The sequence below is a fragment of the Shewanella sp. OMA3-2 genome (genome assembly GCF_021513195.1).
Classification (GTDB): domain Bacteria; phylum Pseudomonadota; class Gammaproteobacteria; order Enterobacterales; family Shewanellaceae; genus Shewanella.
In genome coordinates, this window is record NZ_CP090974.1 from 572524 (window position 1) to 596995 (window position 24472).

Here is a 24472-nt window from a genome sequence, read left to right on the forward strand (position 1 = left end):
TAAGTCAGCCATGACAAAAGGATTTAATACCACGAAAGTGGCAGCAATTGGTTTTAGTGCATTATTTGCTTGTCAGTTGGCTCAAGCTGCACCTTGGGTAGATACTTCAGATATTTATCTGCGAGCAGATATTCAAACACTTGCTGATGCTGGGGTTATTAATGTGCCTATTAATACCTACCCATTAATGTGGGCTGGTATTGGTAACGACTTAGCAAAAGCAGAGCCTGCTTTGTTTGCTGAAAATATCGTAAGTGCTTACGCACGAGTTAATTTTTATTATCAAAATGCGGTTAATAACCGCGCTAATACCGCAATTAAAGTCTCTGCAGCATCTGATGCTGCTCGTTTTCAGCATTTTGGGTCTGATTATCGAGAAAAAGGGCAATTACAAGCTTCGAATGAATATATGGGCGACCGCATAGCGTATAAACTTAGCGCCTCTGCGGTATATGATCCTCTAGATGATAAAGAAGTTCGCTTTGATGATAATTATGTCGCATTAATATTAGGTAATTGGGTGACAACCTTCGGGACTGTGGCGCAATGGTGGGGGCCAGGTTTTGATTCCGCTTTACATATGTCGACTAATGCAAGACCTATGTCTTCATTAATGATCAGTCGTCATAATCCACAAGCATTTGAAACCCCGCTATTATCATGGTTAGGCCAATGGACTCTAAATGCTGGGGTGAGTTTGTCAGAGCAAGAACGTTATGCTTCCAATGCCTTGCAGTGGAGCTTACGAGCTGGTATTAAACCATTAAAACAGTTAGAGCTTGGTTTATCTTGGACAACGCAGTTTTGTGGTGAAGGCCAAGAATGCAGTGTAGAAAGTGCAATTGAATCGATAACTAACCCTAAAGATTGCCAAATGGGGGCAAGCGATAATAGCGAGTGTGTCTCGAATACGAATCAAATGACAGGATTTGATGCTCGTTATGCAGATACCTGGTTTAACGTACCAGTGGGGTTGTACTTGGAGCGAACTTGTGAAAATGCCTCCGGCGACTCTTGGACCATGGCCGATTGCGGGCAGATGGTGGGCGTTGATAGCCGATTTAACTTTTCAAAACAACAGTATAAATTATTTATAGAGTATTCAGATACTAAGGTTAATTGTGGTAAAGAAGGTTTGTATAACTGTTTTTACGAACACTCAACCTATAAAAGCGGCTCTCGTTATTATGGTCGCGCACTCGGTAGCACCTATGAAAGTGATGCTAAAGTGGCGGTGCTAGGCTTGGTTGGCCAATTTCAAAATAGTCATGGTTTCACCTCTATACTACGCTACGCTCAACTTAATAATGATGGTGAAAACATAGCCAGTGAATGGTCACCGCAGCCTTTGAAAGAAGATCTTATCATGCTTGAGTTATCATATCGTTTACCGATATTTAAGGGGATGTTGACCTTAGGAGGCAGTGTGTCGAACTCTACTTATGACATTGAAGAAGATGATTCACAGGCAAGTATTTTTTCAGCCTATGAATATCGATTTTAAACTATGATGAACAAATAAAAAGAGCCAAGTGGCTAATGCCGATCAGTTAAGAAATAAATTAATCGGTTAACCGATCATGTAAAGACATAAAAACCCCAATATCATTGCTGATGTTGGGTTTTTTATGTCTTTAGAACAAGCTTTTTGCACCGCCTTTGAATATCACCACGAAATGCTAACGCTTTCAAATTTGGTTATTTACTTGATGAAGATATCATTAAGCAGACCTTCCAAACCGCTGACGTAACCACTATCAGGAAACGTCGATTACCGCTTGAGGCTGTCATGTGGTCAGTCATTGGAATGAGTTTTTATAGACAACAATCCGTTTGGGATTCAGCCAACCAGGCAATTGACACTTCCAAGTACAAAACAACTTATTGCATCTAGCGCACTTGTTCAAGGTAGACAGAGGCTGGGAGCTCAAAGTATAAAAAATGCCTTTCAAATGATGGTTAAACATTTCTAGCCTAAAAATGTAAAGCCAAATGGTTATGTTATCGTGTTTGGCACACACCGCAAAAAACCGTCGTGCGCTGGCCTAATTTTATTTCGCTCAATAAATTGCCACAGACGGTGCAGATTTGACCGCCGCGGCCATATACATGCAGTTTTTGGGCAAAGTAACCAGGTTTGCCATCGGCATTGGTAAAATCTTTAAGCGTTGTGCCACCTTGTTTGATTGCATGCGCTAGAATTAATTTTACCTCATTAACTAAGATAATTAGCCGCTCAATATCTATATCACCGGCCGCTGTTTGTGGGTGAATTCCTGCCGCAAATAATGCTTCATTGGCATAAATATTACCTACTCCGACGACAATATGATTATCCATCAAACAAAGTTTAATGGCCTTTTTCTTACCTGCTAGTGCCGTCTGTAGTTGGATATTATTAAAGGCATCGCTCAGTGGTTCAGGACCCAACTTAGACAATAGCGGATGAGCTTCTTCAGGTAATTCATACCATAACCAAGCACCAAAGCGACGGGGGTCGTTATAGCGAAGCATGCGACCGTTATTGAGTATTAAATCGATATGGTCATGTTTTTCTGGCGGAGTATTACGCGGTAAAATACGTAAACTGCCAGACATGCCTAAATGTATAATAGTGATGCCTGCATCGGTATCTATGAGTAGATACTTAGCCTGGCGACGCACGCTGTTAATTGTTTGACCAACAATGTTTTGCGCCACATCAGGCACTGGCCAACGTAATGAGCTATTGCGGACAATTAACTGGTCAACAGTCTGATCAACAAGGAAAGGGCTGACACCTTGGCGGGTGACTTCTACTTCTGGTAATTCTGGCATGGCTTAGCAATCTCTCTTAGGGTGGGTCATTTACAATTATTCATTTGCTGCTCAGCGGGATTTTACCTTGATGATGGGCAATAGATCAGCGCGTAAACTTGGGGGGATTTTATACCAATTGCCTCCAGGTGATAGCAATAAACCTTCCTCAGTGAATAGCTGCCACACAAGGGGTTCGTCAATATTGGCAATGGCAAAAGCAACCTTGATAGGCTTTGAGGTATGTATGGGGTCAACTTGTAATGCCGTTATAGCAATGTTTTGCCAAGCAGCAGCCCATTTCTGGCAGTTAAGGACGCCATCAGAACACTGCCATTGACCTTGAGAGTCAGCAAGCCATTGCTTATTAATATGCAGTTGCTTTAACGGTAAGCTACTGTCAAACAATGGCATAGCATCAACTGGTACTTGTTCGGTTTTACTATTAATAAAGCTCAGTACAGTAATCATTATTGCTGTGACGAGAATAATAATGGTATTCCATTTTTTACGTGATAAAGCCATAAGCTCAACAGGGTAATGAAACGTTATTTGAGTTTATCATCTATGGTGAGAAATACTAACTAACCTCAAAGAGGAAGCGCAGGAGATAAAAGTAATCACCTGCATGATTGTAGTAATATCTGCACCTCTTGTTTTACTGCTTTAGTAGATTAAAGCGCCGCTGCAAAAGGTTGAATAAAAACATGCTCTCCCTTGGCGATATGTTCATCGACCTCACCTATGACAATCAAGCAGTTAGCGGTAACCATCGAACTTAGCATGCCAGAACCTTGAGCACCGTTTGAAATAACATGGACTTGTCCGTCAGCAGCAATATGATAAAACCCGCGTAAGAATTCAGTGCGGCCTGTTTTACTGCGTAAAAATTCATCGGCAATTGCAGGCATATAATTAGGTTGCCACTGTTGTTCTTCAGCCAGTGAATGCTCACCCGCTAATTTGCGTAATGCTGGCTGAACGAATTGTAAAAATGACACCATAACAGCGACAGGATTTCCCGGTAAACCGAAGAACAAACTGTTATTGATTTTACCTACCGCAAGCGGTCTACCTGGGCGCATATTGATGCGCCAAAAGTTAATTTGACCAATTTTAGCCAGTACGGTTTTAATGTAATCGGCATTGCCTACTGACACGCCACCAGAGCTGATCACAATATCTGCTTGTTCAGAGGCCTGCAGTAAAGCGGTGGTCAGTGCCTGTTCATTATCTTCAATAATGCCTAAATCGATAATGTTGCAGCCTAACTTTCGTGCCATCGCTTTGATGGTGTAGCGGTTAGAGTCGTAAATACAATTTGGCTTAAGGGTTTCACCTGGCTGGCTGACTTCATCACCCGTTGAAAAAACCGCCACTGTCGGGGCATTAATTACCTGTACTTGGTGATAGCCTAGCGAGGCTAACAACCCCAGTTCTGCTGCGCCTAAACGGGTTCCTTTGCTTAAGGCTACATCATTAATAGCAATGTCTTCACCCGCCAAACGCACATGTTGACCTAGCTTAATATTAGTGGTTTCTAGCAGCGTTAATTGGTTATCTTGAATGTCGCACAGCTCCCGAGGTTGAATGGTATCGACCCCTTGTGGGGTTGGCGCGCCGGTCATAATTCTTACCGCTTCTCCCGATTTTACTGCTTTATTATAGCCATGGCCTGCTAGCACCTCAGCAACTATGGTGAGTGGCTTAGCAGATGCGATATCCTGATAGGCAAATCCGTAACCGTCCATAGCCGAATTAGTTTGCTGCGGAACATTAACCGGAGAGATACAATCACTGGCTAACACGCGGTTATCCAGTTCGTCTAAATCGACTAATTCAGTTGCAATAAGCGGGGTAACTTGGCTAAGAATGTGGTTAATGCCTTGGGCGACCGAAAGCCCTTGCTGGCCTTCACTTGGTATTAGGGCCGTTATAGTGTCAATGGGTAACGCGACAGGTTTTGCTTGCCAGCTTTGTTGGTATTGCACCACAAAATCAGCAATCTGGGTGATATTGTTGAGATCTAGGCGAGTCATTTCAGCCAGGGTTTGTGTGTCATTGCAGCAGGCAATAGCAACAATATTGTCATCATGGGTATGGATCAAAGGTTTGCCATGTGCAGCGCGATGTAATTCAATTTTAGGCAAGGCCAGTTTTTTAAAACCTTCGACTAAGACAATATCGACTTTATCCGTTTCAATTTGTTTAAGTAGATGCGGTAAGCTTGGATCAGTATCTAAAGCATCTTCTGTCATTAACGCCCAGCGAACATGGGAGGCAACAAGCACTTGCTTAGCACCTGCCTTGCGCATTTCATAGCTGTCTTTACCAGGAATATCGACATCAAAATTATGATGGGCATGCTTGATCACCGCTAAACGAAGCCCGCGACGATTAAGTTCAGGAATAAGCTGTTTCAGTAGCGTAGTTTTACCGGTGCCACTGTATGCACAAAAACCAAGAACAGGGATAGACAGTGGATTATTAAAAACGGAAGACATAATGACCTCTAATTGAAAAACTGTGCTAGTTTTTGCCTAATAATTTGACTAATAATACTACTCATAACTTGCCTAATAGCTGGCAAGTTACTCGACTAATGGTTCTGCAAGTTGCTCGGCGAGTTGTTGTTTTTGTTCTGGGGTATTCACATTGATAAATGCGTTAGGCTGATCAGCAAAGCTGGTCACTTCATAGTGATGTTTGGCGTACCAAAAATCGATTTTACGTTCACCGGCATCTAAAAATGCTTTCATGGAATCACGTAAACTTGGCTTAAGTAATAACACCACAGGTTGTTCACGTATGCCATCGCTAGCCACAACCAGCTCTGCGCCGGTCTGCTGCATAGTGGCTAACATTCTACTGGCTAAATCATGTGGTAATAATGGGCTGTCACAGGGCACCACTAATAATAAGTCTGCTTGAGTATGTCCCATCGCGGTGATCATGCCTGCTAAAGGGCCTAAGTATCCAGAGTCAATATCACTCATCACCAGGTAACCGAATTCAGCATAACGTTGTTGATTACGATTGGCATTAATCATAATGCGCTGCACTTGTGGTGCTAATCTATTAATCGTATGACTAATCATCGGCTGGTTGTTTAACTCGACTAAGCCTTTATCTTCTCCGCCCATACGCCTAGCCATGCCGCCGGCAAGAATAACGGCTTCAAGAGTGGGTTGGTGTTCAGTTGGCAATGACATATTGTGATTCCATAACAGAGTGATCTTGTTGAGTATCTAAATTGGGCACATGCTGGCTTGTGTGTACAACATTTTGTGTAATATGCCAATGCTGCTGGCATAAAGCTGTCAAGCCACAGGTTTGATGACTGCTAATAAGTAACCCCGTCCCTTCTGATTTAAGCTGATTGATCATGGCAAGCACAAGGCGTTGAGAATGCTTGTCCATATTAGAAATAGGTTCATCGAGCATGAGTAATTTAGGCTGACAGATCCACGCTCTAGCAATCGCTAGCCGTTGGCGTTCACCGCCTGACAACTCACTGGAACAATGGCGCATCAAGTCGGTAAGATGAGCCATTTTTATTGCCTGAAGCAAGCGTTGCTGTATGGCTGGTGAGCGAGTTTGTCTTATCGTTAACCCGTAGGTTAAATTGTATTGCACACTGCCATCAAATAAGTAAGGGTGTTGGTGCAAATATACAGCTTTACCCAGTAAAGAGTCTGCTTGCCACCAGGCTGGTTTATTAAAACCTTGGCTATTAATGGATCCTTGCGAAGGAGATATTAATCCCGCCAGAATTTTCATTAATGTCGATTTTCCTGAACCATTATCCCCCTGTAAATAAATCACATCCCCTTGGGTAAAATGCAATTCATTTACGCTAAAAAGTGTTTTTTGATCAAATCGCATCGATACATCAGTGGCATTGATCGTCGCTTTTACGGTTGTCGTTACTGAGTCAGTTGGCGGTTTTTGGCGGTTCATTAATGACTCCTCGGCAGGGCTTTACCCCGTAATGAGCCCAGGGAAAAATTTAACACTAACGCCAAAATAAGTAAGACTAAACCCAATGCAATAGCCTGGGCAAAATCGCCCTTGCTGGTTTCTAAAGCAATAGCGGTAGGAATATTGCGGGTGACATGCATAATATTGCCACCCACCATCATTGAACACCCAACTTCAGTCAGAATTCGACTAAATGCCGCAACAACCGCAAGCAATAATGCCGCTCGTAACTCTCGGCATACAGTCCAAATAGCGTGTAACCAGTTAGCACCTAATGTGCGTGAGGTTTCCCATGCCTGGCGGTCGACGCTGGTAAAGGCAGCTTGTGATAAAGCGATTAACACAGGAGCGCAAATTAGCATTTGACCAAAAATCATCCCATTTTGGCTAAACAACCATTTTAAATCGCCCATAACACCGTTACGGGTCAGTAGTAAGTACACTAACAACCCAATAACAACCGTGGGGATGGATTGCAAAGTTTGCACTAAGTTAGTGACAATCCAGCGGCCAGGGAAGTGAGTGAAAGCCAGCAAAAAACCCAGCATGATAGAAGGTATTAGCGTGATCAATAGCGCCGCGAACGAGACGGAGAAAGACACATGAATAATTGACCACACATCGGGGTCAAAGAGAGCAGCAAGCTAAATGCTTGCTGTAAAAGGGCTAACCAGCCTTCACTCATTATTTATACGTTGCCTTAAACAATTGCTCTCCTTGCACGGTGAACTCATTAATCATTTTTTGTGTCGCAGGGCTGATTAACCAGTCACTTAATGCTTGTGCACCTTTATGGTTCAGTTCAGGGTATTTAGTCGGGTTAATCAACATAACTTGATATGGATTGGCTAATTCCGCACCGCCTTCAAAGCTAATAGTTAACTCCAACTTTGCTTTGTAAGCCACAAATGTACCACGATCTGTTAGCGTATAAGCTTGTAATTCATTTGCCATTAATAGGGTTTTACCCATGCCTTGGCCTATCGAAGTATAGCCTGCAAAATCAGGCTTTACGTTAGTTTGTTGCCAAATTTGTAACTCTTTCATATGTGTGCCAGAGTTATCGCCGCGGGAGATAAACGTGCTTGGCTTAGCCGCGATACGTTCAAATGCCTGAATAACGCTTTTAGCATCGTGCACGCCAGCAGGATCATTTTTAGGGCCTAAGACTACAAAATCATTCTCCATAATGCCGCGGGGTTGAATGCCATAACCGTCAGCGACAAATTTTGCTTCAGCTGCTGGAGCATGGGTCATTACAATATCAACATCGCCTTGGCTGGCGAGTTTAATTGCCTGGCCCGTGCCTGTTGCTATGACCTGTACCGAGTAGCCTGACTGTTTTTCAAACCTAGGTAATAGTGCACTTAATAACCCCGAATTTTCAGTGCTGGTGGTGGTGGCTAATTTTATTACGCCATGACTTTGATGCTCATGCGCTTGCAATAATGGACTAAAAACCAAGCTAGCCATCACGCTAAATGATGCCGTAATCCCTGCGATTTGCTTTAACATTAAATTATCCTTTTAAACTGCGATGAAATTGCATAATCCATTACTGGAGGTTGTAAGACTCGGTTTTGTAACCGTTAATACAGCTCTACTGTTAAGCAAGTTAAATGCCAATTGAATAATGTGCAAATTCAGTTCACGGCAAAAGCTTAATATGTGAAGCAGATCCCACTGTGATTAAAAACACCTAAGACAAATTGTCTCAAGATCACTTTTTGGTGGTTCATCCTGACCTAGTTTGTATCCTTGAGTGCTAAAGTAGCGCCATGTTGAGTCAAAATGTCCAATTGGAGTGATCATGAGCATAGCAGTAAGCGTGAATACCAGTATGTCGGTTTTAATTGTTGACGATGAACCTGGAATGCGCAGCTTTTTAACTAAAGCTATGTTGAAAAAATTTGCGTTAGTCGAAACCGCATCAAGTATTGCAGAGGCAGAGCAACTTCGTAGCCAAGGTCATTTTGATTTGTTAATCGTCGATATTCGACTACCCGATCGTTCAGGCATTGAATGGCATGAAGCATTAGATGATACAGACCGTCAATCCGATATTATTTTTATGACGGGTTATGCCGATATGGATGTGGCGATTAGAGCATTGCGAGCGGGCGCATCAGACTTCATTATGAAGCCGTTTCACCTTGAACAAATGATGACAGCTGTCGATCGTTGTATTGAAAAACGTTTACTAAAGCGTGAAAACTTTATGCTAAAACGTCAGCTATCCCATGGGCAATCTTCTACTATTATTGGCAGCAGTGACGCTATTAACGAAGTAAAGCAAGTGATAAGCCGTGTGGCGCCGACTCATGCTGTGGTGTTAATTGAAGGTGAGTCTGGTACAGGTAAAGAGTTGGTCGCGCGTCAGTTGCATCAATTAAGTGGACGAACAGGTCCGTTTGTACCAGTAAACTGTGGTGCTATTGCGCCAGAGCTATTAGCCAGTGAATTGTTTGGTCATATAGCGGGGTCATTTACTGGAGCAAAAAACTCTCGGGAAGGGTTATTTAGTTTTGCCTCCGGTGGCACCATTTTTTTAGATGAAATTGGTGAAATGCCAATGAACATGCAAACGGCATTATTAAGAGTACTAGAGCAGCGTTCAATTCGCCCTGTGGGCAGTGAGAAAGAAGTCGCAATTGATGTACGAGTTGTCGCGGCCACCAACCGACTATTAATTGAAGAAGTCGATAAAGGGCATTTTCGCCGAGATCTATATTACCGTTTAAATGTGCTTAATATTTTAATACCGCCTTTACGTGCTCGGCCTGAAGATGTGGTGGAATTAACCCATCATTTTACGGTGCAGATATCACAAGACTTAGGCATTAAACCTGTGCTGTGGTGCCATGAAGATTTACAAGTGTTAAAGCAACATGAGTGGCCAGGTAATATCCGCGAGCTTAAGAATATGATTGAACGATGTATTTTACTTGGTAAGCCTCCGGCAGAATATTGGAAAAAAGCTGAACTGGCAGAAACCCTAGACAATCACGGTTATCCTTTAAGTTGGACATTAAAAGATGTTGAAAAGCAGCATGTAACACAAGTGGTTGATTCACATGCTGGCAATAAGTCCGCTGCTGCAAGGGATTTAGGGGTCTCACGCAAAACCTTAGACAGAAAATACAAAGATTGGCTCGGTCAAGATAATAGTGGTGAGCAAGGGGAAGATTAACCGTGTCTCTTTTTAAACGAATATTCCATATCAGTTGGCAACAAATGCAGGCTAAGGTGCGTTATCGACTATTAATTCTAACTCTATTGCCGATCTTAATGACATTAATCAGCTTAGTGTTTATTACTATTTATTGGAATATTAGCTATACCAGTCAACAGTTATTTATGAAGGTTAAAGCGGATTTAACCGTTGCTGAAAATACCCTGCAGCAAGTTCAAATCCGTCAAGAGCAACAACTGGTTCACGTGGCTAATTCATGGGGGTTTCAAACCGCATTGAGTCAGCTGCAGCAAGATAACAATAATCAACATGCTCAACAGACTATCGCGGCAGTATTAACGCAAACTAAGCAACAATTGAACTTAGATTTTTTACGGATTATCAGTGTAGAACAAGCCGAAAGCGATGCTGATTTAAGTACATTATTGCGTCAAACCCCTAGATCTCCTGCTTCAGGCCTCATGGTACTCAATCCTGAGAGTTTAAAGCAGATAAATCCACAGTTGGCACAATATGCCACGATTGATCTTAAAACCACTCAAAGAGCATTAGCGCCGAGTCAACAGCAAGAGCCCCGAGGTTTAGTTAGTCGAAGTATATTACCGATAATAAATTCAGACGCTTCAGTGCACTGGTATCTTGATGGGGGAAATTTATTCAATAAAGATACTATGATAGTCGATTACATTCGCAATCTTGTTTATGACAAAGGGACTTTGCCCACACTCTCAATCGGCACTGTAACCATTTTTTTAGACAATATTCGAGTCAGCACCAACGTACCAATCGATGGCACATTATCACAATATTCTGAACAAAATCGCGCGCTAGGTACCTTAGTGTCAGAAGACGTGAAGCAAAAAGTACTCGTGGATGGACAAACTTGGGTTGATAGGGCGTTTGTGTTTAATGACTGGTACATTTCCGCTTACTCTCCGTTGCTTGATATCTATGGCAAGCGAGTGGGTATGATATACACAGGCTTTTCTGAAGGGCCTTTTATTAAGAATTATCTGCTGAATATTATCGAGTTAGGCAGTATTTTAATGCTGGTGTTATTGGGTTCAGGCTTACTGGTTTATCGTGGTGCTTACAGTTTATTAAAACCTATCGAGCGCATTCATCAGGTGGTTAAGGCGGTGCAATCAGGTCGAAATGTGCGCATAGGTGAGCTAGGTTTAGATCGCGATAATGAATTGGCTAATTTAGCCGAGCAGTTCGACAGCATGCTGGACTTGCTACAAAGGCGAAATTTACAGATTCAAGCGGCGGCAGAGCAACTCGAATTGAAAGTGGAGCAACGCACCAAAAGCCTGCAAGACAAAACAGAAGAATTACAACGTAATGTCGAATTACTGAATGAAACTCGTCAGCAGTTGGTCACTAATGAGAAATTAACGGCATTAGGTGAGTTAACTGCGGGTATTGCCCATGAAATTAATAACCCTACAGCGGTGATTTTAGGCAATATGGAATTATTAAAGTATGAATTAGGCGATCAAGCTGAGCAAGTAGCTGAAGAGATTGATCTCGTTATCCAGCAAGTGGGGCGTATAAGCACTATTATCCGCAGCTTGTTGCAATATAGCCGCCCTGGTGAATTCAATGCTCCCATCGAAATGCATCAAATGACGCCCATGGTTGAAGAAGTTTTAGTATTAGTGCGTCACTCAATACAAAAGCAAGAGGTTGTACTAATCAAAGAGCTTAATGCCAGCTGCCCAGTTGAGGTAAATCGGCCGCAGTTACAACAAGTACTTATAAACTTGGTCGTTAATGCCGCCCATGCTATTGAGGCAAGAAATGATACTACTAAGGGCAAAATTTGGATTAGAAGCCAAGATTGGCTGCAAGCTGATGAGCCTATTGGGATTAAAATTGAAGTTGAAGATGAGGGCATAGGCATAAACCCAGAACAACTAAGCCGCATTTTCGACCCTTTTTATACCACCCGTAAAGACGGCACTGGCTTAGGGTTATCACTCAGTTACGGAATTATAAAGCGCTTAGGCGGTACGATTGAAGTGAAGTCTACCGAAGGTAAGGGCACAGTATTTATTATTGGTCTTTATCATAGAGCTAAAGATGAACAGCCCAATAATCCTTATGAGGGGTTGCAGTTTAACTAAGCGATAAAACTAATGTGAGTCACCGGTGGCTAAATGAAGCTTGATGATTAACAGCATGGCATGCAGTTGTTAATTACAAACTAAGGTTGTCGTGTAAATGTGTCTGTTGCTAAATTTTAGACAAAAAAAAGCCGGATGATTAATCCGGCCACAAAGAGTGTGAGCAATGTCGTGCTTGCGAACTCAGCGTAATAATAAAGGTGATGAATCTTTAACATCGTAACTGAGTTTTGGAACGCAAATAAATAATAATCATTCTCATTATCGCTTGCAAGTTAAATAAACTCTTTTTTGACTCTTTACACTTCATTGACGTACTTCAAGACAATAGAAAAGCGTGATAGCCGACATCATCACGCTTATTATTTTATTATCACAACAGGGTTATAAAATACGTCTTGAATGCTGGTGTGTGCTTAATAATCTATCTTGCAACACCCGCAGTAGCACTCCGTAAGCCGGTAAAAATAATCCCAAACTCACAATCAATTTAAAACCATAATCAATAGTCGCAATTTCTGGCCAGTGTTGTGCCATAAAAGTATCGGTAGAGGCATAAAATGCCACACTGAAAAAGACTAAGGTATCGACTAGGTTACCTATTAAGGTTGACGCCGCTGGCGCTATCCACCATGCACGTGCTTTTCTTAGCTGAGCAAATACAGTGATATCCATTAATTGGCCAATAAGATAAGCAATGAAGCTTGCAAAGGCGATGCGAAATACAAAGGTATTGGCTTCGAGTAAGGCGTCAAACTGTTGAAGTTGGCCTTGATGAAATAGCACGCCAATTAAATATGACACAATTAAAGCAGGAAACATGGCTTTGAAAATGATTTGTCTGGCAGCTTGCTGGCCAAATATACGCACGGTGAGATCCGTTGCTAAGTACACAAAAGGAAAGCTAAATGCCCCCCAAGTAGTGTGATAGCCGAATACTTGAAACGGCAATTGCACTAGGTAATTGCTGGCGCAAATTATCAGTATATGAAAGCTGACTAAAAATAGCAGCGCACGACGCGTCTGCGTCGGGGTAAGTGTTAACATCTTGTGGCCTTTTTATTGAGATTAGGCGGGGTGAGGGAACCCGCAATTTTATTGGTTCTGGGTGTTCAGTCCCAAAACGTGTACAGAAATTTATTATGATTATATCTTGCCCAGTGTTCACTATCACAATGTTATGGATAGCAGCTGCTAGCAAGGGGGCAGGATAATACCACCACAGTATAAAAAAGCCCAGCTTAAGCTGGGCTATTTATTGTTCAATCTCTAACGGGGTTAAGCGTCAGGCTTACTGCTTGTTGCAGCAGGATCTATAGTGGTTGTTTCAGCTTGGCTTTTTTTCTTACTGAAAATTCTTTCAACTACTACAAAGAACAGTGGAATTAAGAAAATACCTAAGAAAGTCGAGCTCATCATGCCGCCTAGTACACCTGTACCAATAGCATTTTTACTACCAGAACCTACACCTGTACTTATTGCTAATGGTACAACACCGAAACCGAATGCTAATGATGTCATTAGAATTGGACGTAAACGCACACGAACAGCATGCAATGTTGCTTCGATTAGTCCAGCGCCTTTGTCGTAGAATTCTTTAGCAAATTCGACGATTAAGATGGCATTTTTAGTTGCCAGCCCCACGGTTGTTAATAGACCTACTTGGAAGAATACGTCATTAGATAAGCCGCGGCCATTCATAGCGAGTAATGCACCAATAACACCTAAAGGTACAACTAATACGACGGCAAATGGCACCGACCAACTCTCATAGAGTGCAGCAAGCACCAAGAAGACCACTAAAATGGACAAGGCATATAACGCAGGTGCTTGGTTGCCCGATAAGCGTTCTTCATAGGACAGACCGCTCCATTCAACGCCAAACCCAGGTGGTAACTGTTCGACCATTTTCTCAATAGCGACCATAGCATCACCGGTACTGTAACCCGGCATGGTCGAACCTTGAATATTAACAGCAGGTAAACCACCAAATCGTTGTAACTGTGGTGAACCAAAGCTCCAAGTACCTGTTGCGAAGGCCGAAAACGGCACCATTTCACCTCCAACGTTACGCACGTACCATGTGTCTAAATCACTCGGTTTCATACGATATTTAGCTTCACCTTGCACGTAGACTTTTTTAACTCGGCCGCGGTCAATAAAGTCATTCACATATGAGCCACCCCATGCTGTAGCCAGTACGCTATTGGCACTATTGATATCAACACCTAGCGCACGCACTTTAGCGTGGTCGATATGGATTTCGTAAATTGGGGCATCTTCCTGGCCATTAGGACGAACGCCTACCAAGTTTGGATTTTGTGCCGCCATAGCCAATAACTGATTACGTGCCTCAATTAGTGCATCATGGCCTTTACCGTTTCTATCTTGCAGGTATAAATCGAAACCATTGGCGGTTCCCAGTTCAATCACTGCTGGAGGAACAAAGGCAAATACCATAGCTTCTTTTATTTGCATAAAGCTGCCCATTGCACGACCTGCTATAGACTGTACATCCTGGCCAGGCGCTTCTCGTTCAGACCAATCTTTTAAGCCAACAAACGACATACCCATGTTTTGGCCCATACCCGCAAAGCTGAAGCCCGCAACACTGAATACAGATTTAACCGTATCACCTTCTTGGGTGAAGAAGAAATCGTTGACTTTTTCTAATACTTTTACGGTGCTTTCTTGGGTTGAGTTGGTTGGTAAAATAGCTTGAGTAAATAAAATACCTTGATCTTCATCCGGTAAGAATGCCGTTGGCATACGTAAGAAGATCCACGCTGTGGCTATTACAAGCACAATATAAATGCCCATCATACGGAAGCTGCGCTTAAGAATTTTGGCAACACTGGCTTCATAGCGTGAGGTCATGCGGTCAAACATACGGTTAAACCAACCAAAGAAGCCGGTATTAATATGGGTATGACCTTTAGGCAGTGGCTTTAACATGGTTGCACATAATGCAGGTGTTAAAATTAATGCCACCAATACAGATAAGGCCATAGCTGACACAATAGTGATTGAGAACTGACGATAAATTACCCTGGTAGACCCTGACATAAACGCCATAGGTACAAATACCGCCGAAAGAGTTAAACCAATACCAACAAGTGCACCAGTGATTTGATCCATCGACTTACGGGTTGCTTCTAGAGGGCTTAAGCCTTCTTCAGACATTAATCGCTCAACGTTTTCGACTACCACAATGGCATCATCAACGAGAAGACCAATTGCCAGTACCATGGCGAACATCGTCAGGGTGTTAATAGAGAACCCTGTAGCTGACAAAATAGCGAATGTACCAAGTAATACTACAGGTACCGCAATGGTTGGGATCAGGGTTGCTCTGAAGTTCTGTAAGAACAGATACATGATCAAGAACACTAATACGATGGCTTCGATTAACGTATGAACTACACCTTCAATTGATTTCTCAACAAATGGCGTAGTGTCGTAAGGGTAGTAAATTTCTAACCCTTCAGGAAAATAGGTTTTTAAGTCATTTAAACGATCACGGATATTATTCGCGGTATCCAGTGCGTTAGCGCCTGTAGCCAATTTAAAAGCTAAGCCAGATGCAGGTTTACCATTATAGAAAGATTCAACCGCATAGCTTTCGGCACCCAGCTCAACACGGGCCACATCTTCAAGATAGACATTGGCGCCAGAAGAATCTGATTTTAGAATAATACGTTTAAATTGTTCTGGGGTTTGTAAACGGCTTTGTGCGGTAACTGTGGCGTTTAACTCCTGACCGGGCATGGCAGGAGAACCGCCTAATTGGCCCGCTGATATTTGAGCGTTTTGCTCTCTAATTGCCGCCATTACGTCAATACTGGTTAAATTGTATTGGGTTAGCTTTAGCGGTTCAAGCCAGATGCGCATCGCGTACTGTGCACCAAATAACTCCAGTTCACCCACGCCGGAACACGGCTCATAGGATCTTGAATATTGGCTGCTACGTAATCTGAAATATCGGTCTTAGCCAACGAGCCATCTTCAGACACAAATGCAACTACCATTAAGAAACCCGCGCTGGATTTATTAACGTTTACCCCTTGAGATTGCACTTCTTGAGGCAATAAAGTCATTGCCGCCTGCAATTTATTCTGCACTTGAACTTGAGCGATATCTGCATCTGCTTCGGCGTTAAACGTTAAGGTGACGGTAGCGTTACCAAAACTATCACTGCTAGACGAAATATAGCGTAAATGGTCAATACCCGTCATGCGCTGCTCAATAACTTGAGTCACGGTATCTTCCATGGTTTTAGCCGAGGCACCAGGGTAAAACGCAGTAATTACCACCGTTGGCGGTGCAATACTAGGGTATTGTGCAATGGGGAGACCTTTAATGGCCAATATCCCAGCTAACATAATCAGAATTGAGATCACCCAAGCAAAAATTGGCCGATCGATAAAAAAGCGAGCCATAATAATATCCTATTTTTGTGGAGTGTCTTCAGTTAATACTTGTGGTGATACCGCAGCACCTGGGCGAATTTTTTGTAAGCCTTCTACAATTAATTTGTCGCCAGCTTGCAGGCCATCAATAATGCGCCATTGGTTATCAATCACTTCAGCGGTCGTGACAATACGCACTTCGACATTGTTATCTTGATTAACAATCATCGCTATCGCCTGACCTTTGGTATTGCGAGTAATAGCCCTTTGGGGCACTAAAATTGCTTGTGGATCAGTGCCCGTATCTAAACGTGCACGTACATACATGCCTGGCAATAGCACACCATCAGGGTTAGGGAACTCTGCACGCAATGTCACAGAGCCCGTCGTTTCATCAACACTGACTTCGGTAAACTGCATAGTACCTTGCTGATCATAGGTGGTACCGTCTTCTAAAATTAGCGTAACAGTAGCATTGTCACTCTTAAGTAATTTACCTGCTTTTAGTTTGCTTTTAAGGCGTAATAACTGGGTACTAGATTGAGCGATATCAACATTGATAGGGTCTAATTGTTGAATTGTCGCCAAAGTACCGCCTTGGTTAGCGGTAACTAAAGCGCCTGCTGTTACCGATGATTTACCAATGCGCCCAGCAATCGGCGCTTTTACTTCAGTATATTCAAGGTTTATTTTCGCAGTGTTGATATTGGCTTGTGCCACAGTGACTGACGCTAACGCTTCTTTATAAGCCGCTTTGGCTTCATCAAAATCTTGTGCGCTAACGGCATTGGTTTTAACCAATGTTTGATAGCGAGCTGCTTTAGCCTTAGCAGATTCCAAGCTTGCATTTGCACGGGATAAATCAGCTTCTGCACTGACTAAAGCCGCTTTATAGATAGCTGAATCAATTTGATACAGAGACTGGCCTTTTGTGACCTCCTTGCCTTCAATAAATCCACGCTCAGTTATAATACCAGACACTTGTGGGCGAACTTCAGCTTCTAAAAAAGATTTGCTACGACCGGTAGTTCTACTTGAATAGACTGTGATTGGGTTGTGACGATCATTACGCCCACTGGAGTAGGCGGATGCTCTTGCTGAGCTTGTGCTCCTTCGTCTTGTTTGCCACAGGCTGTTAGCCATAACGTCGCAGTAATAACTGCGGCAATTTTCAATGCTTTGTGCATGAGAGCTCCTACTCTTAATGTTCTCACACTAGTAGGTTACTGTGTGAAAAGGCTATTTCAATTCTAACTGTATATTCTGCTACGCGATTAACATTGCTCATAGCAAGATCCGCAAAACCAATGGGTTAAATTGTAAATAAATACGTTAATCCGCTTGATTGATACTAATTTGTTAACAACTTTGAGTAAAATAATCTCTTAATGGATAATTTAACTAAAAGTGTTTATTCAGTGTGGTTAACTTAACTGCAGCATAGTGCCGTTACACGAGTAAATTTAGCTTACCTTGCTGACAGTTATTGTAGTATTTCACTATAAATGATTTTTGTCTGTTAGCTCTTTTGCTTAATTGAGTATATTTTTCTATAACGGCCGCTTGTTGCTTTGGTTCTACAGCGTTTTACCACTACGCGCTATGCGTTTAAGTACCGCTGTACTCAAATAACTGCTGTTATGTTTAACATTGCAGGTCTAGCCATTATCAATAATTTCATTACCCAATTAAAAAAAGTAAACTATACGGTGTAGTTTATCGCGGTGTAGTTTATTGTGGTACAGTTGAAAAGTAAACTGGTCAGTGTAAAATAACTTCCATTAACTTTGTGAATATGAAACGCCATGGACATTGAAAATAAAAGTCGCAGTCAGCTAAAACGACATGCCATTATCGAAGCTGCAAAGCGTACCTTTAAAGTAATAGGTGTTGCAGCGACTAGTATGGATAAGTTAGCTGAAGAGGCGCAAGTATCTAAGCGCACAGTGTATAATCATTTTGCGACTAAAGAAGCTTTAGTCATGCATTTGATCAGCGAGTTATGGCAAGAAGCCATGACCAAAAATCAAGGCCGCTATCAGTCTGGTATTGCGTTGAAAAGCCAGTTCTCTGCCATTATTCTCACCGAAATTGAGTTTATTAATTCACAGGAACATATTGATTTAGCGCGGGTAGCAATTGGTCATCTGTTTTATAACAATGATGAAATGGCTCGAGAAATTGAAAAAATGAAACAGCAAGAAACGGCCCTGATACGTTGGATAAAAGCGGCCATAAGTGATAATAAGCTATCATTAACCGACGCTAATTTTGCCAATGAACAGTTAATGCACTTAATAAAAGGACATTGTTTTTGGCCACAATTATTGGGCTATCAACCCCTACTTACTACTGAAGAACGTCAGCACTTAGCAAGTGAAACCGCACAAATATTTTTAAGCCGTTATCAAGTTACAGCTTAATATCCGCTATCACTTCTACACATAGTTATCACCGACGCCGAGTGAAATAATTCGGCTTATTTCAGCTAATGTTAGTCCTGATTCTTGCTGCCAAGTATTGAACGCTGCTTGAGTTTGTTTAAGGCCTGTTTGTGAAGTAAATCCGGCATCGACAACGTTTTTAGCTTTTAAATACCCTTGTACATCGTTGGATAATATAAAAGTCTCTTTGCCAATCGATCGTAGAAAGTAGGCGCCAGTATTACCGCCTAAACGGGTGCCTTGTTTTTTCAGCAACTGCCATAAGCCGATAATATCTTCGTTTGGCCAGTGGGCGATAAGTTCGGCAAAGCTACCGTGTTTAGCGGATAATGATTGCACCATATAGGCATTGTCCACAATCGCTTGGGTTTTCTTTTGATGGCGTATTAATGTTGCATCTGTCGCACGTTGCTGAATTTGCTCAGGTGATAACATCAGCACTTTTTGTGGTTCAAAATCAAAGAAGGCTTTTTCATAAGCGGGCCATTTGTTTTCAACGACACGCCATACAAAGCCACTTTGAAATACCCGCTTAGACATAGCCGATAATAACTGGGCATCGCTATACTGAACTATTTCCTTGCTTGATAATGTCTCTGGCAGTAGTGCTTCAACTGCCGCTATTCCGCCTTTGCGTTCACAGGCTCGTGACATGATGTCAGCAAATTTTTCTAACTTAGCCACAGTATTATCCTCAAGAGTATTAATGTCATTTAGCGTTTGAGTCGTGTGTTAAATTAACAGGTTTAAATAGCCGTATAACACAAACAAAACAGCCATCTATACGATGGCTGTGGTGATTTAGATTAACATTGGCTGTTAAATATTTCTTTCTTTTTTAAGCTGTAAAAACTGCTTCCACTTTACCACTTCGGGCGGTAACTCAGGTGCAGCACCTTCATAGCCTGCTTCAAAGACTAAGGTGTTAATTGGCACTTGTTTGCCTTTGCAGATAAATACACCGCGCACATGTACAATACAATGCAAGCCGCGTGCGGTAACAAAACGTTGCTCAATATAAAAATATTTTTCATCCCAGCCAACCACTTTAGTTTCAACGTCAAACTTTTCAAATGGTTTAATATCACGGATATAGGTAAATTCAGACGCGTTAACAATCGGCATCCACTTCATCTTTAAAAACTTTTTCATTAACCCCATGTCGGCGATCATATAGGTACGTGCTAAGTCCATAAATGCAGGGTAGCGCGAGTTAGTGAGATGCAAGTTTACATCGCAATCAAACGGCAACACTCGATAACTAATTCTGCTGGTACCTAAAAAACCAATACCAGGACAATGGCGAATACGCCACATGAACAACCACACTAATCGAAAATACAGATTCATTTACAACCACTCCTTTGTGAGCGCAACAGGCTAGCAGAGGTCATACCAGCTAGCAAGCAAGTTTTTGCGATTTTAACCTGTGTTTATGCACTGAGTTGATTGAACTTATATGGCGTGGACATTACTATAGTGCTGCTGAATTTTCAGCATTAATTCTCAGGGCGGGGCGAAATTCCCCACCGGCGGTAAAATACTTGAGGCCATTTTTTATGGCATAAGCATAAAGCCCGCGAGCGCTCGATTCGTCGAGGTCAGCAGATTTGGTGACTTAGTCTATTACTCATATAGTAATCACTAATATTCCAGAGCCGACGGTTAAAGTCCGGATGAGAGAGAATAGCAACACCATCAGTAGACTCTGTCGGCTGATGCAATTCTATTTGGCGTAAAAACCCTCTTCAAAGCCCTGATTCTGGTATTTTTTAGGAGTAAACCATGAATCAGTTATCTTTACTTGCACCTTTTGGTGATCCAATCGAACGCGTTGAAAAAGCCATTATAGCCTTACAGCAAGGCCAAGGTGTGTTATTGCTTGATGATGAAGACCGTGAAAACGAAGGTGATATTATCTATTCAGCGCAGCATCTGACCACAGCGCAAATGGCATTAATGATCCGTGAATGCAGTGGCATAGTGTGCTTATGTTTAACCGATGAGCAAGCTAACAAGCTTGAGTTGCCACCCATGGTGATGGATAACAACAGTGCTAATCAAACGGCATTTACGGTATCGATTGAAGCCAAAGTGGGCGTGACCACCGGCGTTTCTGCGGCAGATCGTGTTACTACAGTAAAAACGGCAACAGCAATAAATGCTAAAGCCAGCGACTTAGCAAGACCTGGACATGTGTTTCCATTACGCGCCCGTGCTGGTGGGGTCATGTCTCGTCGTGGCCATACTGAAGGCACGGTTGATTTGATGCAAATGTCAGGTTTAGCGCCTGCTGGGGTGTTGTGTGAACTGACCAATGAAGATGGCACTATGGCTAAAACAGCAGAAATTGTCGCTTTCGGTTTAAAACATAATATGCCAGTTTTAACGATAGAAGACATGGTAATGTATCGATTAAAGTATGACTTAAAATTAGCCTAGTTGCTTTGAGCAGGCTTAATCGTATTTGAAATTCGATAACTCAAAACAGGCGCTGATGCGCCTTTTTTATTGTTATGTAGCTTGCGCTTTAATAGAGTCTGAGTGAGTCACTGAGGTTATGTCGATTACAATTCGATAAAGAGTTGATTTAATAGTTTTTTGACCTGTTCATCATCTTCTTTAAATTGCACACCGACATTCACTTTGCCATTGTCAAAACGACTATTGCACACTCTAGCTGGAATGGTAATTTCAATATCACTGGGTGAGCGCAAAACGACAAAAATATCTTTTTGATTTACTTTCACTTTAGGGTTATCTGTTTTAAAAGCAAAGCCACAACCTTTAGCGGAAATATCAGAAATAATTCCCTTTAATTGGGCCGTTTTTTTAACGCCTTGATCATATCTAGCAATAATAGAGGCAGGTAAATGCGTGATATAACGTTGGTGAGTGCGCAGCTGTCTGTTTTCTATTTTTTCTGGATAGGTCAAAAATATGAATTTTTCAGGAATTTTAGTGATATTTCGAATGGTAGCTTTAAAAGCGTAACATTCTCCTTGCTGACCTTCTAATAAATAACGAACGACAACCACATTTCCTTCAGCCAACACATCACTATAGTTACTCATATTCTGCGGTGCTGGGTGTTTTAAGATAATATATTGGCCCAAGTCATACCCAGCTAACGTGGCTTTAATACGTAGCTTAACAGGATGGTCAATTTGTAAGTCGACGATTTTTCCTGGTTTTAAATCAAAGTAGATAGGCTGTATATTGGCAGTCAACGTTCAAGTCCGTTTGTGAATTATCGCAATGAATAAGGACTGGTTAATGTATTGCGATAGCCTCTATAAGGCAATGCTTTTTATGCCAATAGTTGATAAATCGCTATCATTTATAGGCTGTTAATCTTGTATCAACAAAAAAGCGCTTTAACAGCGCTTTTTGTTGATTATTACATATTGTTAAGCAGCAATACCGCAGTGTCTTAACAGTGCATCTGTATTCGGTTCGCGTCCCATAAAACGTTTAAATAGCTCCATAGGTTCTTCACTGCCGCCCATTTCAAGTATGTTGTGTAAAAAGCTTTTGCCTGTTTCTGGGTTGAAAATGCCTTCTTCTTCAAAACGAGAAAACGCATCTGCAGACAATACTTCAGCCCACTTATAACTGTAATAACCCGCTGCATAGCCACCGGCAAAAATATGGGCAAAACCATGCTGGAAACGGTTAAAGCTAGGGGGGTTAATACTGCTATTTTACTGCGAACTTCATCTAAAATACCTTGAATATCGGCACCTTTAGCAGGGTCGAACTCATGGTGCATTCTAAAGTCGAATAACGAGAACTCTAGCTGACGTAACATCATCATCCCCGATTGGAAGTTCTTTGCGGCTAACATTTTATCCAGTAAAGCTTTAGGTAGCGGCTCTCCAGTTTCAAAATGACCTGAAATCTCCGCTAATGCTTCTTCTTGCCAGCACCAGTTTTCTAAAAATTGGCTAGGTAATTCAACCGCATCCCATGGTACACCATTAATACCCGATACCCCGCCAACATCTACCTTGGTTAGCATATGGTGAATACCGTGACCAAACTCATGGAATAAAGTGATCACTTCATCATGGGTAAATAAGGCTGGTTTGCCATTTACTGGGCCATTAAAGTTACAGGTTAAGTAAGCAACTGGCTTTTGCAAACCTGTTGAAGTAATTCTACGACCTCGGCAGTCGTCCATCCACGCTCCGCCTCGTTTACCCGTGCGAGCATATAAGTCGAGGTAGAAGCTACCACGATGAATGTTTTCAGCATCAAAAATATGGAAAAAACGCACATCTTTGTGCCAGGTATCAAATTGTTTTTCTTCTTTAATGGTTAAACCAAATAGCTTGTTTACCGTAAAGAAAAGCCCTGATAACGCTTTGTTTTCAGGAAAGTATGGACGTAATACTTCTTGAGACACTTCATACTTATGTTGTTGCAATTTTTCGGCGTAAAAGCTTAAATCCCACGAGGCCATTTCAGTGACATCATAATGTGCTTTGGCAAAAGCTCGCAGTTCAGCCAACTCATTGGCTGCTTGATCTTTTGAGCGTTCACCTAATTCATTTAAAAAGCCCAGTACTTGCTCAGGGGTTTCTGCCATTTTGGTGGCTAAAGACTCATCAGCATAACTTTTAAAGCCGAGTAAATTAGCGATTTCATGGCGTAGTGCGATGATCTCATTCATGTTGTTACTGTTATCAAACTCACCCGCATTTGGGCCTTGGTCCGATGCGCGAGTCACAAATGCACGGTAGCACTCTTCACGTAACTCACGGTTTTCGCTATAGGTCATAACCGGTAAGTATGATGGAAAATCTAAGGTGAATAGCCAGCCTGTTTGCCCATTTTCTTGAGCCATCGCTTTTGCTGCTGCGATAGCGGATTCAGGTAAACCAATTAACGCTGATTCGTCAGTGATTAATTTGGTCCATGCCTGAGTTGCATCGAGTAATTGGTTGGAAAAATTGCTGGTGAGTTCAGACAGGCGTTTCACTATGTCACCATAACGGGCTTTATCAGTATCACTTAAACCAATACCTGATAATTCAAAGTCACGCAGACTTTGTTCAATTACCATTTTTTGTGCCTGAGTTAATTGGGCAAAATCGGCTGATTGGTGAATCGATTTATACGCCTGATACAAACCTTGGTGTTGGCCAACATAGGTGCCGTAGTCTGATAGTAACGGCAAGCAGTCATCGTGTGCTTCACGCCATTCATCATTACTGAGAACTGAGTTCATATGAGAAACAGGTGACCAGATCTTACTGAGCGCATCATCAACTTCTTCGAGTGGTGCGATGAGGTTGTCCCAAGTGTATAGGCTGTTCTTGGCGAGGAGTTCGTCAATACTGTTGCGGCAATTTTCGATTGCTTGTTCCACAGCGGGTTTAATGTGTTCGGTTTTTATCTGTGAAAAAAGGGGTAATTCTGTGCCACTTAGCAATGGGTTGCTCATCATGTTTCCTCGAAGAATAGGCGTATGTGATCTTTATGAGGGCGACAGAGTGGAATTTCAAGTCAAATAGG

The 24472-nt window shown here is 42.1% G+C and carries 16 protein-coding genes, 4 pseudogenes and 1 riboswitch; of the genes and pseudogenes, 6 read left to right on the forward strand and 14 right to left on the reverse strand.

The features are described from left to right. The first annotated feature begins 10 nt into the window (after positions 1 to 10). Both L0B17_RS02630 and L0B17_RS18260 read left to right on the forward strand, forming a co-directional pair. Positions 11 to 1504, forward strand: a complete 1494-nt coding sequence (locus L0B17_RS02630; protein WP_235087382.1) for a capsule assembly Wzi family protein — start codon at positions 11 to 13, stop codon at positions 1502 to 1504. 252 nt (positions 1505 to 1756) lie between these two features. Then, the gene (locus tag L0B17_RS18260) at positions 1757 to 1894 is read left to right on the forward strand and encodes a transposase domain-containing protein (protein WP_443019933.1); all 138 of its coding nucleotides are present in this window, start codon (positions 1757 to 1759) and stop codon (positions 1892 to 1894) included. Between the two features lie 107 nt (positions 1895 to 2001). Here L0B17_RS18260 and mutM read toward each other — a convergent pair whose 3' ends face one another. The 7 genes and pseudogenes from mutM to L0B17_RS02665 form a co-directional block, all read right to left on the reverse strand. Next, positions 2002 to 2817: a bifunctional DNA-formamidopyrimidine glycosylase/DNA-(apurinic or apyrimidinic site) lyase gene (gene mutM / locus L0B17_RS02635; protein WP_235087383.1), complete on the reverse strand. Its 816-nt coding sequence runs from the start codon at positions 2815 to 2817 to the stop codon at positions 2002 to 2004. 51 nt (positions 2818 to 2868) lie between these two features. Continuing rightward, entirely contained in the window at positions 2869 to 3321 is a 453-nt protein-coding gene (locus L0B17_RS02640) for a hypothetical protein (RefSeq protein ID WP_235087385.1), read from the reverse strand. A 149-nt stretch (positions 3322 to 3470) separates the two neighbouring features. Further along, positions 3471 to 5300 carry a bifunctional molybdopterin-guanine dinucleotide biosynthesis adaptor protein MobB/molybdopterin molybdotransferase MoeA gene (locus L0B17_RS02645; protein ID WP_235087387.1) on the reverse strand — a complete coding sequence of 610 codons (1830 nt, stop codon included), beginning with the start codon at positions 5298 to 5300 and terminating at the stop codon, positions 3471 to 3473. 87 nt (positions 5301 to 5387) lie between these two features. Continuing rightward, complete coding sequence (mobA, locus tag L0B17_RS02650) at positions 5388 to 6008, reverse strand: molybdenum cofactor guanylyltransferase MobA (protein ID WP_235087389.1); 621 nt, start codon at positions 6006 to 6008, stop codon at positions 5388 to 5390. Next, positions 5992 to 6756, reverse strand: a complete 765-nt coding sequence (locus L0B17_RS02655) for an ABC transporter ATP-binding protein (protein ID WP_443019918.1) — start codon at positions 6754 to 6756, stop codon at positions 5992 to 5994. Before L0B17_RS02655 ends, mobA begins: the two co-directional genes overlap by 17 nt. Beyond that, positions 6756 to 7462: pseudogene (locus L0B17_RS02660) on the reverse strand (ABC transporter permease). The gene L0B17_RS02655 and the pseudogene L0B17_RS02660 overlap by 1 nt, the downstream one beginning before the upstream one ends. Beyond that, positions 7462 to 8292 (reverse strand): substrate-binding domain-containing protein, encoded by an 831-nt coding sequence (locus tag L0B17_RS02665; RefSeq protein WP_443019919.1) that lies wholly within the window; start codon positions 8290 to 8292, stop codon positions 7462 to 7464. Before L0B17_RS02665 ends, L0B17_RS02660 begins: the two are co-directional and overlap by 1 nt. Positions 8293 to 8587: 295 nt before the next feature. Between L0B17_RS02665 and L0B17_RS02670 the strand changes: the two genes are divergently transcribed. Both L0B17_RS02670 and L0B17_RS02675 read left to right on the forward strand, forming a co-directional pair. Further along, positions 8588 to 9967: a sigma-54-dependent transcriptional regulator gene (locus L0B17_RS02670; protein WP_235087394.1), complete on the forward strand. Its 1380-nt coding sequence runs from the start codon at positions 8588 to 8590 to the stop codon at positions 9965 to 9967. A 44-nt stretch (positions 9968 to 10011) separates the two neighbouring features. After that, a complete protein-coding gene (locus L0B17_RS02675; RefSeq protein WP_235089512.1) occupies positions 10012 to 12099 on the forward strand; it encodes a sensor histidine kinase in 2088 nt (695 codons plus the stop codon). A gap of 384 nt (positions 12100 to 12483) precedes the next feature. Here the strand turns inward: L0B17_RS02675 and L0B17_RS02680 are convergent, their stop codons facing one another. The 3 genes and pseudogenes from L0B17_RS02680 to L0B17_RS02690 all read right to left on the reverse strand — a co-directional run bounded on the left by L0B17_RS02680 (position 12484) and on the right by L0B17_RS02690 (position 17695). After that, positions 12484 to 13146: a 7-cyano-7-deazaguanine/7-aminomethyl-7-deazaguanine transporter gene (locus tag L0B17_RS02680; RefSeq protein ID WP_235087395.1), complete on the reverse strand. Its 663-nt coding sequence runs from the start codon at positions 13144 to 13146 to the stop codon at positions 12484 to 12486. A gap of 231 nt (positions 13147 to 13377) precedes the next feature. Then, positions 13378 to 16538 (reverse strand): annotated as a pseudogene (locus L0B17_RS02685) (efflux RND transporter permease subunit). Between the two features lie 9 nt (positions 16539 to 16547). Next, positions 16548 to 17695, reverse strand: a pseudogene (locus L0B17_RS02690) (efflux RND transporter periplasmic adaptor subunit). Between the two features lie 618 nt (positions 17696 to 18313). Between L0B17_RS02690 and L0B17_RS02695 the strand changes: the two are divergent. Further along, positions 18314 to 18931, forward strand: coding sequence for a TetR/AcrR family transcriptional regulator (locus L0B17_RS02695; RefSeq protein WP_235087397.1), 618 nt, complete (start codon positions 18314 to 18316; stop codon positions 18929 to 18931). Between the two features lie 15 nt (positions 18932 to 18946). Here L0B17_RS02695 and L0B17_RS02700 read toward each other — a convergent pair whose 3' ends face one another. Then, a complete protein-coding gene (locus L0B17_RS02700; protein WP_235087399.1) occupies positions 18947 to 19636 on the reverse strand; it encodes a DNA-3-methyladenine glycosylase I in 690 nt (229 codons plus the stop codon). 135 nt (positions 19637 to 19771) lie between these two features. Further along, positions 19772 to 20302: a thioesterase family protein gene (locus L0B17_RS02705; RefSeq protein WP_235087401.1), complete on the reverse strand. Its 531-nt coding sequence runs from the start codon at positions 20300 to 20302 to the stop codon at positions 19772 to 19774. A gap of 148 nt (positions 20303 to 20450) precedes the next feature. Continuing rightward, a riboswitch (FMN riboswitch) is annotated at positions 20451 to 20644 on the forward strand. A gap of 93 nt (positions 20645 to 20737) precedes the next feature. Here L0B17_RS02705 and ribB point away from each other — a divergent pair. Beyond that, entirely contained in the window at positions 20738 to 21394 is a 657-nt protein-coding gene (gene ribB / locus L0B17_RS02710; protein WP_235087402.1) for a 3,4-dihydroxy-2-butanone-4-phosphate synthase, read from the forward strand. A 125-nt stretch (positions 21395 to 21519) separates the two neighbouring features. Here the strand turns inward: ribB and L0B17_RS02715 are convergent, their stop codons facing one another. After that, positions 21520 to 22182, reverse strand: coding sequence for a flagellar brake protein (locus L0B17_RS02715; RefSeq protein ID WP_235087404.1), 663 nt, complete (start codon positions 22180 to 22182; stop codon positions 21520 to 21522). A gap of 180 nt (positions 22183 to 22362) precedes the next feature. Further along, positions 22363 to 24401: pseudogene (gene prlC / locus L0B17_RS02720) on the reverse strand (oligopeptidase A). Positions 24402 to 24472 lie beyond the last annotated feature (71 nt).